The sequence below is a fragment of the Variovorax sp. J22G73 genome (genome assembly GCF_030317035.1).
Lineage (GTDB): Bacteria > Pseudomonadota > Gammaproteobacteria > Burkholderiales > Burkholderiaceae_C > Variovorax.
In genome coordinates this window covers 124,084-140,633 of sequence record NZ_JASZYK010000016.1, presented here as the reverse complement: position 1 = coordinate 140,633, position 16,550 = coordinate 124,084, and the positions used below count along the sequence as shown (strand labels likewise).

Below are 16,550 nucleotides of genomic sequence, written 5' to 3'. Positions count from 1 at the left end.
GTCCCGTCATGGTGTCACATAGTCGGACACCACCACCCACTTGCCGTCCTTGATCTGCGACAGCCGCGACTGGTCGTTGCCCAGGCGCTTGGTGGCCGTGTAGGTGCTTTTCGGGCTGCCGAACATGTCGGGCTCGAAGGTGATGCTGTCCATCGCCTTGATGAAACTGTCGGTCGTGAGGTTGGGGCCGGCCTTGGTCGCCGCCTTAATGAACGAGTCGACGATCACGTAGCCGTACACCGAGAACACCGTCGGGTCTTCGTTGAACTTGGTCTTGTACTTGTTGGCCCAGAAGCGCAGCGGCTGCGACTGCTCGTCGGTGTAGGGGTTCTGCACGGTCATGGTGGCGTACACGCCGTCCATCGCCTTGCCGCCCAGCTTGTGGATCAGGTCGGTGTACGCCGCGCTGGAGCCGATGAAGGTCGGGTTGAAGCCCGTCTTGCGCGCCTCGCCCACGGTGCCGATGGTCTCGCGAATGATGGTGCCCAGCACCACCAGGTCGCAGTTGGCCGCCTTCATCTTCGCGACCTGCGAGCTGAAGTCGGTGGCGCCGCGCTTGAACGAGGTCTTCTCGGCCAGCTCCATGCCCGCGGCCTTCAGCCCGGCCTCGGCGCCGCGCTGCACCTCCAGGCCGAACTCGTCGTCCTGGTAGATGGTGCAGACCTTCTTGGCGCCCTTGTCCTTGATCATCTTGGGCAACGCCAGGCGGATCTGGTCGTAGTAGGTGGCCGCGAACGAGTACTTCAGCCGGTTCAGCGGCTCGTACATCTCGCGCGCCGCGGTGATGGGCATGTAGTTGATGATGTTCTTGTCGAACTGCACCGGCATCGCCGCCATGTTCTGCGCCGTGCCGATGTGGCCGGCCATGATGAAGATCTTTTCCTGGTTCACCAGCTTCTGCGCGGCCAGCACCGCCTTCTTCGGGTCGTAGCCCGAGTCCTCCACGAAGAGCTTGAGCTTGCGCCCGTTGACGTTGCCCTGCTCGTTGAGCTCGTCCACGCGCAGCTGCATGCCGTTGCGCGCCTGCTTGCCGAAGCCCGCGAGCGGGCCCGACAGGTCCTGGATGGTGCCGATGCGGATCTCGTCCTTGCTCACGCCCTGCTGCTGCGCGGACGCGTGCGCCGCGATCAGGCCCAGCACGGCCAAAGTCGTCAATGTCTTGAGCTTCATGCGGTTGTCTCCTCGGGTTGGCGAAAAAAACGGATCGGCAATATCAGTGGCGCTGCCTGTGCATGGCCTACCTGTCTACCTGTACATGGCCTCGATGCGCTCCGCGTACTTGGCCTGCACCAGCTTGCGCTTGAGCTTCATCGTGGGCGTGAGCTCTTCGTCCTCGGCGCTGAGCTGCGTCTCGAGCAGGAAGAACTTCTTGATCTGCTCCACGCGCGCGAACCGGGCGTTGACGCGGTCGATCTCGCCCTGGATCAGGTCCTGCACTTCCTGCGTGCGCGTCAGGCTCTCGTAGTTGCTGAACGGCACGTCGTTGTCCTGCGCGAATTTCTCGACGTTCTCCTGGTCGATCATGACGATCACCGTGAGGTACGGTTTCTTGTCGCCGATAACCACCGCATCGGTGATGTAGAGGCTGAACTTGAGCTCGTTCTCCAGCTCGCTGGGCGTCACGTTCTTCCCGCCCGCCGTGATGATGATGTCTTTCATGCGGTCGGTGATGCGGAAATACCCGTCCCCGTCCATCACGCCCACGTCGCCCGTGTGCAGCCAGCCGTCGGCGTCGATGGTCTCGGCCGTCTTCTCGGGCAGGTTGAGGTAACCCATGAACACGTTGGGCCCGCGCACCAAGATTTCGCCCGAGGCGGCGTCGATGCGCACCTCGTTGTAGCCCGTGGCCGGGCCGATGGAGCCGGGCTTGATGCGGGCCGCCGGCACCGCGGTCGACGCGCCGCACGACTCGGTCATGCCCCACACTTCCAGCATGGGCACGCCCAGCGCCAGGTACCACTTCACCAGCTCGGGCGAAATGGGCGCCGCGCCCGTCACCAGGAAGCGCGCGCGGTGAATGCCGATGAGCTTGCGCGCGTTGTCCAGCGCCAGCACCCGCGCCAGCCTGAACTTGAGCTTCAGCGCCGCGCCCACCGGCCGGCCTTCGAGCACGCGTGCGGCAATGTCCTCGCCCACGCCGATGCTCCACTTGTAGGCCGCCTGCTGCAGCGGGCTGGCCTCCTTCAGCGCGATCATCACGCCCGAATAGAACTTCTCCCACACGCGCGGCACCGCGGTGAACACCGTCGGCGCAATCTCGCGCACGTTCTCAGGCACCGTCTCGGGGTTCTCGACGAAGTTGAGGATCGAGCCCGTGTACATCGCGAAATACTCGCCGCCCATGCGCTCGGCGATGTGGCACAGCGGCAGGAAGCACATGCGCTCGTCGGTCTCGTCCTGCGCGATGAGCGTGTTGTAGCCGCGCGCGGTGTACACCAGCCCCGCGTGGCTGTGCATCGCGCCCTTGGGCTTGCCGGTGGTGCCCGAGGTGTAGACCAGGATGGCCAGGTCCTCCGGCCGGCACGCCGCCACCGTGCGCTCCACGCACCGCGGCTCGGCGGCCAGGCGCGCGCGGCCCAGCGCGCGCAATGCCTCGAGGCTCATCACGCCCGCGTCGTCCAGTTCGCGCAGGCCCTCCATGTCGAACACCACGATGCGGCGCAGGCCCGGCAGGCCGGCGCGCACCTCGAGCGCCTTGTCGAGCTGCTCGTCGTCTTCCACGAAGAGCACGGTGGTGCGCGAGTCTTCGCACAGGTAGTGCACCTGCGAGGCCGCGTCGGTCGGGTAGATGCCGTTGGACACCCCGCCGCAACTGAGCACGCCCAGGTCGGCGAGCACCCATTCGATGACCGTGTTCGACAGGATCGACGCGCACTCGCCGGGCGCGAAGCCGGTGGCCTGCAGGCCGGCCGCAATCTCGCGCACCGCGTCGGCCGTCTGGTGCCAGCTCCAGGTGCGCCAGATGCCGAGTTCCTTCTGCCGCATCCAGGTGGTGTCGCCGCGTTGCTTCACCGCGTTCCAGAACATGGCGGGAATGGTCTCGCCCGGCACGACCACGTCGAGCCGCGGGGCGAAGGTGTTCAGGTCCCAGAGTCCTTGCATGGCGCCTACCTCCAGGTCTTCTTCTTTTTCCAGCGCCGCTCGCCGCGCACGCCGTCGTCTTTCACGCCCAGGTAGAACTCCTTGATGTCTTCCTTCTCCCGCAGGCGTTCGCAGGTGTCTTCCATCACGATGCGGCCGTTTTCCAGCACGTAGCCGTGGTCGGCGGCATTGAGCGCCATGTTGGCGTTCTGCTCCACCAGCAGGATGGTGGTGCCGCGCTCGCGGTTGATGCGCACCACGATCTCGAAGATTTCCTTCGTCAGTTTCGGGCTCAGGCCCAGGCTGGGTTCGTCCAGAAGAATGAGGTGCGGCGCGGCCATGATCGCGCGCGAGATCGCCAGCATCTGCTGCTGCCCGCCCGACAGCAGCCCCGCGTCCTGCGTGGCGCGCTCGCGAAGAATGGGAAAGTAGCTGTAGACCGTTTCCATGTCGCGTGCCACGCCGTCGCGGTCCTTGCGGGTGTAGGCGCCCATCAGCAGGTTGTCCTTCACCGACAGCAGCGGAAACACCTCGCGGCCTTCGGGCACGTGGCTCAGGCCCTGCTGCACGATGTACGCCGGGTCCTTGGCGGTGATGTCCTTGCCCTGGAATTCGATGCTGCCCTTGCGCGGGTCGATGATTCCCGAGATGGTCTTCAGGATGGTCGTCTTGCCCGCGCCGTTGGAGCCGAGCACGGTCGCGATCTCGCCTTGCCGCACCTTCAGGCTCACGCCGCGAATCGCCTTGATGGGGCCGTAGGCGCTCTCCACGTTCAGGAGCTGGAGGACTGCGTCGCTCATGCAGCCACCCTCCTCAAGCTGCTCACGTCGTCCACGGTCCCGAGGTAGGCCTCCACGACACGCGGATCGGCCTGCACCTCGCGCGGCGACCCGGTGGCCAGCACCTCGCCCATGTTCATGGCGAGCACGCGGTCGGACACCTTGGACACCAGCGACATGTCGTGCTCCACCATCAGCACCGACACGCCCAGCTCGTGCTGGATGTCCTGGATCCAGAACGCCATGTCCGCCGTTTCTTCCACATTGAGGCCCGAAGACGGCTCGTCGAGCAGCAGCAGCTTGGGCTCCGTGCACAGCGCACGCGCCAGCTCGACCACCTTGCGCACGCCATAGGGCAGCCCCGCCACCATTGAATCGCGATGGTGCTGCAGGTCGAGCAGCTCTATCACCTGCTCCGCCTTCTCGCGCGCCGCGATCTCCGCGCGCCGCGTGGCGGGTGTGAAGAACACCTCGCTCCAGAAGCCCGTGCGCCGGTGCGTGTGGCGCCCGATCAGCAGGTTGTGCAACACCGTCGCGTGCTCGAACAGCTCGATGTTCTGGAAGGTGCGCGCAATGCCCAGCGCCGCGATGGCATGCGGCGCCTGCTGCGTCAACGCGATCGGTCCGCTGTCCTCGCCGTGCCACGTGATCTCGCCCGTGGTCGGCGTGTAGATGCGGCTGATCAGGTTGAACACCGTCGTCTTGCCCGCGCCGTTCGGGCCGATCAGCGTGAACACCTCGCCGCGCTGCACGTCGAAGCTCACCTTGTTCACCGCCAGCACGCCGCCGAAGCGCACGCTGAGCTCCTTCGCGGAAAGAAGAATGTCGTCGCTCATCTCAAACGGTCCGACTTGGTGAACGACTTCTGCCGCTTGAACAACCCCCTGCGGTAGAACGGAAAGAGCTGCAGCCAGGTGCGAATCTTCAGCCAGCGCCCGTACAGCCCCAGCGGCTCGAACAGCACGAACGCGATCAGCACCAGCCCGTACACCAGCCCCTGCAGCCCCGGCGCCTGCCCCACGACCGCGGGCAGCCAGTCCTTGCCCATCGAGATCAGCTGCGGCATCGCGATCAGGAAGATCGCGCCCAGGAACGCGCCGTGCACCGACCCCAGCCCGCCGATCACCACCATCAGCAGCAGGTCGATCGACTGCAGGATGCTGAACTGGTCCGGCGAAATGAAGCTCAGCTTGTGCGCGTACAGCGCCCCGCCCAGCCCCGCGAGCGCGGCCGAGATGGCGAACGACATCGTCTTGTAGCGCGCCAGGTGAATGCCCATGCTCTGCGCCGAGATTTCCGAATCGCGAATCGCGACAAAGGCGCGCCCCGTGGGCGAGCGCAGCAGGTTCAGGATGCCCAGCGTGCTCAGCACCGCCACCACCAGGCACAGGAAGTAGAAGCCATCGCCCGAGCCCAGCGACCAGCCGAAGAGCTGCGGCGACTTCACGTGCAGGCCGGCGTTGCCGCCCGTCACGCTCTCCCAGCGCGCGAACACCTCTTCCACGATGAAGCCGAAGGACAGCGTCGCGATGCCCAGGTAGATGCCCTTCACGCGCAGCGCCGGCAGCGCGACCACCACGCCCACGCCCGCCGACAGCGCCGCCGCGGCAACCAGCGCCAGCGGAAACGGCACGCCCAGGTTCGTCAGCACGCCCTGCGCGTAGGCCCCCGTTCCCAGGAACGCCGCATGCCCGATGGAGAACTGCCCGGTGAAGCCGGCGAGCAGCATCAGCCCCAGGCCGACGATGCCGTAGATGAGCACGAAGGTGAGCTGCGCGAGCCAGTACTCCTCGATGATCCACGGCGCAGCCACGAGAAAGGCCACGAGCAGGCCGTACCAGAACACATGGCCGCCGTGCCGCGCGAGGCGGATGTCCTGGTCGTAGCTGGTCTTGAAGATGAAGCGCATATCAGGTCCGCGGCCGGGCCGGCTCGAGGCGGAGCTGCGCCCCCTCGGTGGGCAGCGAGTACACGAAGTGACGAGCGTGGGGGCGCATGTGTTCTAGACCTTCTTGCGCAGCTTTTCGCCGAACAGGCCGTTCGGCTTCACCATGAGCATCAGCAGCACCACGATGTACGGCGCCGTGTCCTTGAACCCGTCGGGCAGGTAGAAGCCCGCGAACGACTCGACGATGCCGATCACCAGCCCGCCCACGATGGCGCCCGGCAGGCTGCCGAAGCCGCCCACCACCGCCGCCGGAAACGCCTTCAGCCCGATGAAGCCCATGTTCGCGTGCACGAAGGTGATGGGCGCCAGCAGCATGCCGGCAATGGCAGCCACCGCGGCGGCCAGGCCCCACACCAGCCCGTTGAGCCGCTTCACCGGAATGCCCATGTAGTACGCGGCCAGCTGGTTCTGCGACGACGCCTGCATCGCGATGCCCAGCTTGCTGTAGCGGAACATCGCGAACAGCAGGCCGCACAGCACGGCGGTGGCCACGATGATGGCCAGCTGCTCCAGGTTGACCACCAGCTCGCCCAGCTTCCAGATCTGGTCCTTGTAGGGCACGGCCAGCGTGTGCGTCTCGGTGCCGATGCCCGGCACCATCGTGATGAGCCCGCGCGCCACGTAGGCGATGCCGATGGTGAGCATGACGATGGAGAACTGCGGCTGGCCCAATATCGGGCGGATCACCACCAGCTCCAGCAGCACGCCGAAGGCCGCCATGGCCACGATGGCCAGCACGGCCGCGAGCCAGAACGGCAGGCCGAACAGCGACATGCCGGCGAACGCGCCGAAGGCGCCGAGCATCATCAGGTCGCCCTGCGCGAAGCTCACCGTTTCGGTGGCCTTGTAGATGAGCACGAAGCCCAGCGCGATGAGCCCGTAGATACAACCTTGCGCAATGCCCGAGAGCAGGAGTTGAAGGATCTGCATGGGGTCCTTCGTGTCGCGCTCAGTGCCGCAAGCCGCCGGCCGCGTCGTGCAGCGCGAGGCGCCGCGAGCCGGCCAGGATGTCGCTGGGTTTCAGGCCGTACACCTGGCGAATCGAATGGCTGAAGTGCGTGGAGTCGGGGTAGCCGGTGTCCAGCGCGATGTCGGTCAGCGTGCTGTCCTGGCGCACGTAGCGCAGCAGGCTGCGCGCGCGCTTCCATGCGCGAAATGCCCTGAAGGCCATGCCCGTCTCCTGCTTGAACAGGTGCAGGAAGCGCGAGAACGACAGGTGCACCGAGGCCGCGCAGTCTTCGGCCGACATGGGCGCGGCCGGGTCGGCGTTGATGGCGTCGGCCACCTTGCGGATGCGCGCGTCGAGCGCGCGCGGCGCAAGCGCCTCGCCGAAGAACAGGTGGTCGAAGTCGAAGCCCTCGAAGTCGGTGCCGCGGCCCGAGGCCGCCAGCAGGTGGGCATGGGCGTCGCGCACGCGCTGCACGAAGGCCGGCGCCTCCACCGGGCCGCAGTGCTGCAAGAAGGCTGGCATGCGCGCCGGGTCGACCGACTCCGACTCGATCAGCAGGCTGAAGATGAGCGGGTGCGCGCTCTCGACCTGGTGCGGCACGTGCGGCGGCACCACGATGAGCTCGCCCGTCTGCCAGGCGCCGCCGCCGATGCGGATGCGGTTGGGCGGCGCGCCGGCGGGCGACACGCACACGCCGTGGCCGCCCATCGTGCGCTCGGCCGCCGCGCCGAGCAGGCCGGCATAGAACACGCGGTGCGGCGTGAGCCACATCAGGCGTTCGCCCTGCCTTGCGGCGCCACGCTCGGGTGGCGTCGTCCTCGTTCGCTGCATGGTTTGTCTCCTGCAATCGATGGGTTGCCACTCTGCGGTGGCGTCTGGGTTGGCTGGATCGTAGCGGCGCGAACCGCTCGCGCGATGGCGATTTGCGCGGGGACTTTCCCTAGGCCTGCGCGAACGCGCGGCGCAGCTCCGACGCGCACAGCGCGACCGCGGTGTTGGCCTCGTCGAGCATCTTGCCCATGGTGATGAAGCCATGGATCTGGCGCTCGAAGCACACGTACGCGGCGTGGTTGCCGGCGGCGGTGAGCGCCTGCGCATACGCGGCGCCCTCATCGCGCAGCGGGTCGTAGCCGGCGGTGACGACCAGCGCCGGCGGCAGCGCCGACAGGTCGGTGTGCAGCAGCGGCGAGGCGCGCCAGTCGAGGTCGTGCGCGGGGTCGGTGATGTAGTGGTCGTGGAAGTACTTCATCGTGTCGCTGGTCAGCAGGTAGCCCTGCCCGTTCGCCTGGTGCGACGGATGGCCGCGGCGCATGTCGGTGGCCGGATAGATGAGCAGCTGGTACACGAGCGGCAGGTCGCCGGCATCGCGCGCGGCAATGGCCGCCACGGCCGCGAGGTTGCCGCCCGCGCTGTCGCCGCCCACGGCCATGCGGCCCGCGTCGAGCCCGAGCGTGGCGGCTTCGCGGCGCACCCAGCGGGTGGCGGCGAGCACGTCGTCCACCGCGGCGGGAAAGCGGTGCTCGGGCCCCATGCGGTAGTCGACCGCCACCACGGCGCAGCCCGCGCCGTTGGCCAGTTCGCGGCACAGCACGTCGTGCGTGTCGAGGTCGCCGATGACCCAGCCGCCCCCGTGGTAGTACACGAGCACCGGCAGCGGGCCGGCGCCCGAACCGAGCGGCCTGTAGAGCCGGACCGGAATGGGCCCGTGCGGACCGTCGGCCGCCAGGTCGCGCACCTCGGCCACTTCGGCGGGCAGCGGTTGCGTGGCGGTGCGGCGCTCGCGGTAGAAGGCGCGCGCGTCGGCGGGCGAGAGGGTGTGGGTCGGCGGAATGCCGCGCGCCTCGATGAAGTCGAGCAAGGCGCGCGCCTGGGGGTGCAGCATGGTGTCTCCGGGAGGGTCGAGAGTGGGTGTCCCTCGATCTTCCCGCACCATGCCCGCGTCGTGAAGGCGCGGCTTGCGGAAACTGGCTATGGCGCCTTCAAGACGCTTTCAGGGCGCAATCACGCAGATGCGGTCTGTGCCCCATACAGGTCAAGCCGTGCGTGGCTTCACGCGCGAGGCGGCTTCCTTGGCCAACTTGCGCGCCGTGTCGGTATCGGCCGCGTGCACCAGCGCCACGCCCATGCGGCGCTTGACGAAGCTCTCGGGCTTGCCGAACAGGCGGATGTCGCTGCCCGGCACCTGCAGCGCCTCGGCCACGCCGTCGAACGCGATGCCGGTGGCGTCCACGCCGCCGTAGATCACCGCGCTGGCGCCCGGGCTCTTCAGCGAGGTGTCCACCGGCAGGCCGAGGATGGCGCGCGCATGCAGCTCGAACTCGTTCTGCCACTGCGTGGCCATGGTGACCATGCCGGTGTCGTGCGGGCGCGGGCTGACCTCGCTGAACCACACCTCGTCGCCCTTCACGAACAGCTCCACGCCGAACAGGCCCTGCCCGCCCAGGTCGGCCGTGACGGCCTGCGCGATCTGCTGCGCCTTCTGCAGCGCGGCGGGCGCCATGGGGTGCGGCTGCCAGCTTTCCACGTAGTCGCCGCTCACCTGCACATGGCCGATGGGGTCGCAGAACTTCGTTTCCACCGCGCCGGCCGTGCCCTTGGCGCGCACGGTCAGCAGCGTGATCTCGTAGTCGAAGTCGATGAAGCCCTCGACGATCACGCGGCCGTGGCTCACGCGGCCGCCGGCCATGGCGTAGTCCCAGGCCTTCTGCACGTCGGCGGGGCCGTCGATCTTGCTCTGGCCCTTGCCGGAGCTGCTCATCACGGGCTTGACGATGCAGGGATAACCAATACCTTCGTCGATGGCCGCCTGCAGCTCGGCCAGCGAATCGCAGAACTTGTACGGGCTGGTGGGCACGCCCAGCGTCTCGGCGGCCAGGCGGCGGATGCCTTCGCGGTCCATCGTGAGGCGGGCGGCGCGGGCGGTGGGAATCACGCGCACCACGCCGGCGTCTTCCAGCTGCTGCAGCATGGGCGTGGCGATGGCCTCGATCTCGGGCACCACCAGCGTGGGCTTCTCGGCCTCGATCAGCGCCTTGAGCTGCGCCGGGTCGCTCATGGTGATGGTGCGCGCGTGGTGGGCCACCTGCTGGCCGGGGGCGTTCTCGTAACGGTCGACCGCAATGGTCTCGACGCCGAGGCGCTGCAGGGCGATCAGCACCTCCTTGCCGAGTTCACCGGAGCCGAGCAGCATCACGCGGGTGGCGGAGGGGGAAAGGGGGGTGCCGAGGGTGGTCATGGTCGAGAGTCGAAAAGAAAGACGGGAAAAACGCAACCGCAGGACTGTAAGCCACCCGCGCGCCGGGTGTGTCACACGCGGCAACGGCGCGGCCGTGGGGCTGATTCACAATCGACGGCCTGCCGCGGCACCGGCCGCGAGCGCTCCCCTTTTTTCCCTTTCTTTTGTTTTTCCAAGGAGTTTTCTCATGGCCATCCAGACTGTCGGCATCATCGGCGCCGGAACAATGGGCAACGGCATCGCGCAGGCCTGCGCGGTGGCCGGCGTGAAGGTGGTGATGGTGGACATCGCCCAGGCGGCGGTCGACAAGGGCCTGGCCACCGTGTCGGGCAGCCTCGACCGCCTGATCAAGAAAGAAAAGCTCACCGCCGAGCAGAAGACCGCCGCGCTGGCGCTCATCCAGGGCTCCACCAACTACGAAGACCTGAAGAGCGCGCAGCTGGTCATCGAGGCGGCCACCGAGAACCATGCGCTCAAGCTGAAGATCCTCAAGCAGGTCGACGACCTGCTGGCGCCCGAGGTGATCATCGCGTCGAACACCTCGTCGATCTCCATCACGCAACTGGCCGCGGCCACCTCGCGCGCCGACCGCTTCATCGGCATGCACTTCTTCAACCCGGTGCCGATGATGGCGCTGGTGGAGCTGATTCGCGGCTACCTCACCAGCGACGCCACGCACGACGCGGTGAAGGAACTGGCCGAGCGCCTGGGCAAGTCGCCCATCACGGTGAAGAACGCGCCGGGCTTCGTGGTCAACCGCATCCTGGTGCCGATGATCAACGAGGCCTTCTTCGTGCTGTCCGAGGGCATCGCCACGGCGGAAGACATCGACGCGGGCATGAAGCTGGGCTGCAACCAGCCCATCGGCCCGCTGGCGCTGGCCGACATGATCGGCCTGGACGTGTGCCTGGCGGTGATGGAGGTGTACCTCGAGCAGTTCGGCGACTCCAAGTACCGCCCCTGCCCGCTGCTGAAGGAAATGGTCGCCGCCGGCCAGCTGGGCCGCAAGACCGGCCGCGGCGTGTACGCCTACTAAATACCGCGCTTCAACAAGAACAACCGGAGACAAACGCACATGACCGCCACCCCCACCTCGCCCCCCACCGAAGGCTGCATCGACACCCAGGTGCTCGACCACGTGCTGCTCATCGGCATCAACCGCCCGGCCAAGCGCAACGGCTGGACGCCGCCCATGTTCAAGCAGCTGGCCGAGGCCTACACCCGGCTGGACGACGACCCGAACCTGCGCGTGGGCGTGCTGCATGCCTTCGGCGACCACTTCACGGCCGGGCTCGACCTGCCGGCGGTGGCCGAGTACATGAAGCGCGGCGAAAAGGCCATTCCGCAAGGGCTGGTGGAGCCGCACGACTTCGGCCTGGAAGGCTACCGCCGCCGCACCAAGCCGATGGTGGCGGCGGTGAAGGGCATCTGCTTCACCGTGGGCATCGAGCTGATGCTGGGCGCCGACATCGTGGTGGCGGCCGACAACTGCCGCTTCTCGCAGATGGAAGTGCAGCGCGGCATCATGGCCACGGGCGGCGCCACGCTGCGCATGGCCGAGCGCGCCGGCCTGGGCAACGCGATGCTGCACCTGCTCACGGCCGACGAGTTCGACAGCGCCGAGGCCTACCGCCTGAACTTCGTGCAGAAGGTGGTGCCCGCCGGCCAGGAACTCGACGCGGCGCTGGCCATCGCGCAGCGCATCGCGGCGCAGGCCCCGCTGGCGGTGGTGGCCACGCGGCTCAATGTGCTGAAGGCCATCGAGCACGGGCCGCTGGCGGCCGTGAGCGAGTTCATCGAGACGCAGAAGCGCCTGTCGAACAGCGAAGACGCCGCCGAGGGCGTGCGCTCTTTCGTCGAACGCCGTCCCGCGCGCTTCAGCGGCCGTTGAACAGCCTTGCACCCACAGCCATGGCATTTTTCATTCGCACGGCGCTCGCCGCCGCTTTCACCCTGCTCGCAGTGAACACCACTTCCGCCCAGACGCCCGCGCCCGCCGCGCTGCCCGACCCCGCGGCCACCTCGGTCGACGCGCTGGGCTGGATGAAGGGCTTTCCGCCCCCGCCCGACAAGCTCATCACCTTCGACAACCCGGCCGGCGGCGTGTTTCCGCGCACGCGCTGGAGCTTCTCGCACGTGCGCGAGACCGTGCCCACGGCCAACGTGTGGCGCGGCAGCGGCGCCGCGAGCCCGCTGCCCGCGGCCACGTCGCCGGTGCAGATCGAGGCCGTCACGTTCAAGCCGCTCGGCAGCACGGGCAACGAGCAGACGCTGAACTTCGCCCAGATGATCTCGGGCACCTACACCGACGGCATCCTCGTGATGCACCGCGGCAAGGTGGTCTACGAGAAGTACTTCGGCGCGCTCACGCCCGAGCGCCCGCACATCGCGATGTCGGTCACCAAGTCCTTCGTGGGCACGCTGGCCGCCATCCTCGCGGACGAGGGCAAGCTCGACCCGTCCGCGCTCGTCACCCAATACATTCCCGAGCTGAAGGACACGGCGTACGGCGACGCCACCGTGCGCCAGGTGATGGACATGACCGTGGGCGTGCACTACTCCGAGAACTACGCCGACCCGAAGGCCGAGATCTGGGACTACGCACGCGCCGGCGGCATGCTCACGCAGGGCCCGAACTACACCGGCCCGAAGTCGTTCTACGAGTTCCTCGTCACGCTGAAGAAGGAAGGCGAGCACGGCGATGCCTTCGCGTACAAGACCGTCAACGCCGAGGTGCTGGCCTGGGTGCTGCGCCGCGCCAGCAACCAGTCTCTGGCGGACCTGCTGAGCGAGAAGATCTGGCGGCGCATCGGCGCCGAGCAGGACGCCTACTTCATGGTCGACCGCATCGGCACCGAGTCGGGCGGCGGCGGCCTGAACACCGTGCTGCGCGACCTGGCGCGCTTCGGCGAAACCCTGCGCAACGGCGGTCGCGCCACCAACGGGCAGCAGGCCATTGCGAAGGCAGTGGTCGACGACATCCAGCGCGGCGGCGACCCGGCCAGGTTCGTGAAGGCCGGCTATCCGCTGCTGCAGGGCTGGAGCTACCGCGACATGTGGTGGGTGTCGCACAACCCGCACGGCGCGTACATGGCGCGCGGCATTCACGGCCAGAGCATCTACATCGACCCGAAGGCCGAGATGGTGATCGTGCGCTACGCGGCGCACCCGGTGGCGGCCAACGGCGCCAACGACCCGCTCACGCTGCCCGCGTTCCAGGCGCTGGGCGAGGCGCTGATGCGGCCCTGAGCCCGAGAGGGCTGCTCAGGCGGCGGCCCGCTCGCGGGCGATGACCAGCAGCCCGTCCATGATCAGGCTCTCGACCAGCTCGAAGTGCCCGTTCATCACGGGCGCCATCTTCCAGCCCGCGCCACCGGTCATGTAGCAGGCCGGCTCGGCGCCGCAGTGCGAGCGCACGTGCTGCACCATGCGCTCGACCGCGCCCGCGATGGCGTAGGTGCCGCCGCTGGTGAGCGCGTCGCTGGTGTTGGTCGGAAACTCGCGCACCTCGCCGGTGGGTACGTGCAGCCCGGCCGTGCCCGACTCCAGCGCGCGCAGCATGATGCCGTGGCCCGGCAGGATGAGCCCGCCCAGGAACTTGCCGCCGGCGTCGATGGCCTCGACGGTGACCGCCGTGCCGATCATCACCACCACCATCGGCAGCGCTTCGCGGCCCGCTTGCTCGGCCAGCATGCGATGCCGCGCGCCGATCATGGCCACGAAGCGGTCGGCGCCCAGGCGCGTGGGGTGGTCGTACCCGTTGACGATGCCGGCCTCGCCCGCGCTCGGCATCACCCAGCGCGGGGTGCAGTCGAAGCGCTCGTTGATCTGTTCCTCGGCGCGCCGGCGCACCGCGTCGCCGGCCACCACGCAGCCCAGCATGGACGCCGGCGCGGGCAGGTCGGCCCAGGGGCCGTCGGCCAGCCGCTCGATGTGGTCCAGGAATTCGGCCCCCTGCGCCTGCAGCGCGGCCCCCGGATGGGCCCCGTCGTAGAGCGCCCATTTGAGGCGGGTGTTGCCGATGTCGATCGCGAGGAAGGGGGATGCCATGCGCGGGATTATTGCGACATTGTGAAAACTTCTGCTTGCGGGGCGTCGCGCAGGCGGCACGGCGGCCGCACAGGTGGCACAGGTGGCACGGGCGCCATGGACGGCATATGCGGCATGGGCCTACGCCGGGGCGCCGCGTTCCGCCGCACCATGCCAGTCCTTGCCACTCAACCACCGCACGAAGGAGAGAACCATGGGATTGCTCAGTTTCATCAAGGAAGCCGGTGAAAAGCTGTTCGGCGGCTCGTCGGCCCACGCCGCCACCCCCGATGCACCGGACGCCAACGCCGCCGCGGCAGCCGCCATCAAGACCTACATCGAGACACAGAACCTCGGCCTCACCGGGCTGGTCGTGACCTACGCGGCGAGCAGCGGCGTGGTCACCCTCGCGGGCAACGCGCCTTCGCAGGAAGCCAGCGAAAAGGCATCGCTGGCCGCCGGCAACGTGGCCAACGTGACCAGCGTGGACAACAACCTCGTCGCCCCCGCGGCGCCGCCCGCGCAGTACCACGACGTGGTGAAGGGCGACACGCTGTCGGCCATCTCCAAGAAGTACTACGGCGACGCCAACAAATACAACGCGATCTTCGAGGCGAACAAGCCGATGCTGAGCAACCCGGACAAGATCTATCCGGGGCAGAAGCTGCGGATTCCGCCGCTCAAGTAACGGCCGCGAAGCTGTTCATGCGAAGGCTCGCCGGGAGATCGGCGGGCCTTTTTGTTTTGTGCGCAAGAGAACGGTTCCTGGGCGGGTGTACAGGCCGCCGGCGCACCTCGAAAAACTCGGTTCTAGTTCTGCTTCCAGGGCAACCCGCGCTTGCGCCACCCGCCGACCTGGTTCCGGTGCCCTTGCTCGTCCGGATTCCCTTCGAACCCTTCGAGGATGTTGTAGGCCTCGACACCCAGCTCGGTCGCGCGCCTGGCCGCGGCCACGGAACGCACGCCGCTGCGGCACAGCAGCACGACCTTCCTGCCACCGGCGGCAGCGGCGACCACGCCGTCGTCGAACGCGGGGTTCATCGCCATGCCCGGCCATTGCTTCCAGGCCAGGGGGACAGCGCCCGGCACGTAGCCGACCCACTCGCGCTCGGCGTCGGTGCGCACGTCGACCAGCACGGCCTCGCCGCTGGTCATCCACTGGGCGGCCTGCTCGGGCGTCACGTCGCCGGCGTAGCCCTTGTTTTCGGGTTCGGTCATTGGAGTTGATTCCTTGGGGTTCGGGTTTTCAATGAGCGGAATTTTTCACCGGTTCGTGAAAACCCTGTTTGTCGGCGTGTTCCCGCGCGCCAAAGATGGCGGCTTGGCCCGTCAAACCATAACTCCAAGACGGCGGCCTGGGTTTTCCCAGTCAGTCCCACTTGGAGAGAGACACATGACAGACAGCAAAATGCCCCGCCGCCGCGGGCTGCTCAAGGGCGCCGCGGTGGCCGCGGGCGCCATGTCCGTGCCGATGGTCAGCATGGCCCAGACCACCTCGCTGCGCTTCCAGAGCACCTGGCCCGCCAAGGACATCTTCCACGAGTACGCGCAGGACTACGCCAAGAAGGTGAACGACATGGCGGGCAACCGCCTGAAGATCGAGGTGCTGCCCGCCGGTTCGGTGGTGCCGGCCTTCCAGCTGCTCGACGCGGTGGCCAAGGGCACGCTCGACGGCGGCCACGGCGTGGTGGCGTACTGGTACGGCAAGAACTCCGCGCTCGCGCTGTGGGGGTCGGGCCCGGGCTACGGCATGGACGCCAACATGATCCTGGCCTGGCACGCTTACGGCGGCGGCAAGGCGCTGATGGACGAGATCTACAAGAGCCTCAACCTCGACGTCGCCTCCTACCTCTACGGGCCCATGCCCACGCAGCCGCTGGGCTGGTTCAAGAAGCCGGTGGCTAAGGCCGAGGACATGAAGGGCCTGAAGTTCCGCACCGTGGGCCTGGCGGTCGATGTGTTCACCGACATGGGCGCGGCGGTGAACCCGCTGCCCGGCGGCGAGATCGTGCCCGCGCTGGACCGCGGGCTCATCGACGCGGCCGAGTTCAACAACGCATCGAGCGACCGCGTGCTGGGCTTTCCCGACGTGGCCAAGAACTGCATGCTGCAGAGCTTTCACCAGTGCGGCGAACAGTTCGAGGTGCTGTTCAACGGCGGCAAGCTCAAGGCGCTGCCCGCCGAGCTGCGCTCCATCATCGAGTACGCCACGCAGGCCGCCAGCGCCGACATGAGCTGGAAGGCCATCGACCGCAACTCGAAGGACTACGAAGAGCTGAAGAAGAGCGGCATCAAGTTCTACAAGACACCCGACGCCGTGCTGCGCGCGCAGCTCGCCTCGTGGGACAAGACCATCGCCAAGAAGTCGGCCGAGAACCCGATGTTCAAGAAGGTGCTCGACTCGCAGCGCACCTTCGCCGAGCGCGCCGGCCAGTGGCAGAACGACTACGAGGTCGATTTCAAGATGGCCTACAACCACTACTTCGGACGGCAGGCGAAGAAGACCTGAAGCGCGCCCAGCGACGCGGG

16 protein-coding genes are annotated in these 16,550 nt (G+C 67.7%); 5 read left to right on the top strand and 11 right to left on the bottom strand.

Annotation, left to right across the window (positions count from 1 at the left end; all coding sequences use genetic code 11):
- Positions 1 to 6: 6 nt before the first annotated feature.
- From QTI51_RS34635 to purT, 9 genes are all read right to left on the bottom strand, one after another.
- Positions 7 to 1,170, bottom strand: a complete 1,164-nt coding sequence (locus QTI51_RS34635; protein ID WP_116910152.1) for an ABC transporter substrate-binding protein — start codon at positions 1,168 to 1,170, stop codon at positions 7 to 9.
- A gap of 75 nt (positions 1,171 to 1,245) precedes the next feature.
- On the bottom strand, positions 1,246 to 3,102 hold the full coding sequence (locus QTI51_RS34630; RefSeq protein WP_116910153.1) for an AMP-dependent synthetase/ligase: 1,857 nt from the start codon (positions 3,100 to 3,102) through the stop codon (positions 1,246 to 1,248).
- 5 nt (positions 3,103 to 3,107) lie between these two features.
- Positions 3,108 to 3,881: an ABC transporter ATP-binding protein gene (locus QTI51_RS34625; protein ID WP_116910154.1), complete on the bottom strand. Its 774-nt coding sequence runs from the start codon at positions 3,879 to 3,881 to the stop codon at positions 3,108 to 3,110.
- Complete coding sequence (locus QTI51_RS34620) at positions 3,878 to 4,696, bottom strand: ABC transporter ATP-binding protein (protein WP_116910155.1); 819 nt, start codon at positions 4,694 to 4,696, stop codon at positions 3,878 to 3,880. Before QTI51_RS34620 ends, QTI51_RS34625 begins: the two co-directional genes overlap by 4 nt.
- Positions 4,693 to 5,769, bottom strand: coding sequence for a branched-chain amino acid ABC transporter permease (locus tag QTI51_RS34615; protein WP_116910156.1), 1,077 nt, complete (start codon positions 5,767 to 5,769; stop codon positions 4,693 to 4,695). The genes QTI51_RS34620 and QTI51_RS34615 overlap by 4 nt, the downstream gene beginning before the upstream one ends.
- Positions 5,770 to 5,862: 93 nt before the next feature.
- Positions 5,863 to 6,738, bottom strand: coding sequence for a branched-chain amino acid ABC transporter permease (locus QTI51_RS34610; protein ID WP_116910157.1), 876 nt, complete (start codon positions 6,736 to 6,738; stop codon positions 5,863 to 5,865).
- 19 nt (positions 6,739 to 6,757) lie between these two features.
- Positions 6,758 to 7,588: a helix-turn-helix domain-containing protein gene (locus tag QTI51_RS34605; RefSeq protein WP_116910158.1), complete on the bottom strand. Its 831-nt coding sequence runs from the start codon at positions 7,586 to 7,588 to the stop codon at positions 6,758 to 6,760.
- Positions 7,589 to 7,697: 109 nt separating this feature from the next.
- Positions 7,698 to 8,639, bottom strand: coding sequence for a LipP1 family hormone-sensitive lipase (lipP1, locus tag QTI51_RS34600; RefSeq protein WP_116910159.1), 942 nt, complete (start codon positions 8,637 to 8,639; stop codon positions 7,698 to 7,700).
- Positions 8,640 to 8,789: 150 nt separating this feature from the next.
- The gene (gene purT, locus QTI51_RS34595; protein ID WP_116910160.1) at positions 8,790 to 9,992 is read right to left on the bottom strand and encodes a formate-dependent phosphoribosylglycinamide formyltransferase; all 1,203 of its coding nucleotides are present in this window, start codon (positions 9,990 to 9,992) and stop codon (positions 8,790 to 8,792) included.
- Between the two features lie 187 nt (positions 9,993 to 10,179).
- On the opposite strand from purT, the gene QTI51_RS34590 reads away from it, so the two are divergent.
- The 3 genes from QTI51_RS34590 to QTI51_RS34580 are packed head-to-tail and all read left to right on the top strand — an operon-like array spanning position 10,180 to position 13,241.
- Positions 10,180 to 11,028: a 3-hydroxybutyryl-CoA dehydrogenase gene (locus QTI51_RS34590; protein WP_116910161.1), complete on the top strand. Its 849-nt coding sequence runs from the start codon at positions 10,180 to 10,182 to the stop codon at positions 11,026 to 11,028.
- Positions 11,029 to 11,067: 39 nt separating this feature from the next.
- Positions 11,068 to 11,883 (top strand): crotonase/enoyl-CoA hydratase family protein, encoded by an 816-nt coding sequence (locus QTI51_RS34585; protein ID WP_116910162.1) that lies wholly within the window; start codon positions 11,068 to 11,070, stop codon positions 11,881 to 11,883.
- Between the two features lie 20 nt (positions 11,884 to 11,903).
- A complete protein-coding gene (locus tag QTI51_RS34580; RefSeq protein WP_116910163.1) occupies positions 11,904 to 13,241 on the top strand; it encodes a serine hydrolase domain-containing protein in 1,338 nt (445 codons plus the stop codon).
- Positions 13,242 to 13,256: 15 nt separating this feature from the next.
- Here QTI51_RS34580 and QTI51_RS34575 read toward each other — a convergent pair whose 3' ends face one another.
- Entirely contained in the window at positions 13,257 to 14,042 is a 786-nt protein-coding gene (locus tag QTI51_RS34575; protein ID WP_116910164.1) for a type III pantothenate kinase, read from the bottom strand.
- 193 nt (positions 14,043 to 14,235) lie between these two features.
- Here QTI51_RS34575 and lysM point away from each other — a divergent pair, with 193 nt between their 5' ends.
- On the top strand, positions 14,236 to 14,709 hold the full coding sequence (lysM, locus tag QTI51_RS34570) for a peptidoglycan-binding protein LysM (protein WP_116910165.1): 474 nt from the start codon (positions 14,236 to 14,238) through the stop codon (positions 14,707 to 14,709).
- A 122-nt stretch (positions 14,710 to 14,831) separates the two neighbouring features.
- On the opposite strand, the gene QTI51_RS34565 is transcribed toward lysM, so the two are convergent.
- The gene (locus QTI51_RS34565) at positions 14,832 to 15,239 is read right to left on the bottom strand and encodes a rhodanese-like domain-containing protein (RefSeq protein ID WP_116910166.1); all 408 of its coding nucleotides are present in this window, start codon (positions 15,237 to 15,239) and stop codon (positions 14,832 to 14,834) included.
- 175 nt (positions 15,240 to 15,414) lie between these two features.
- On the opposite strand from QTI51_RS34565, the gene QTI51_RS34560 reads away from it, so the two are divergent.
- A complete protein-coding gene (locus QTI51_RS34560; protein ID WP_116910167.1) occupies positions 15,415 to 16,530 on the top strand; it encodes a TRAP transporter substrate-binding protein in 1,116 nt (371 codons plus the stop codon).
- The last annotated feature ends 20 nt before the right edge of the window (positions 16,531 to 16,550 follow it).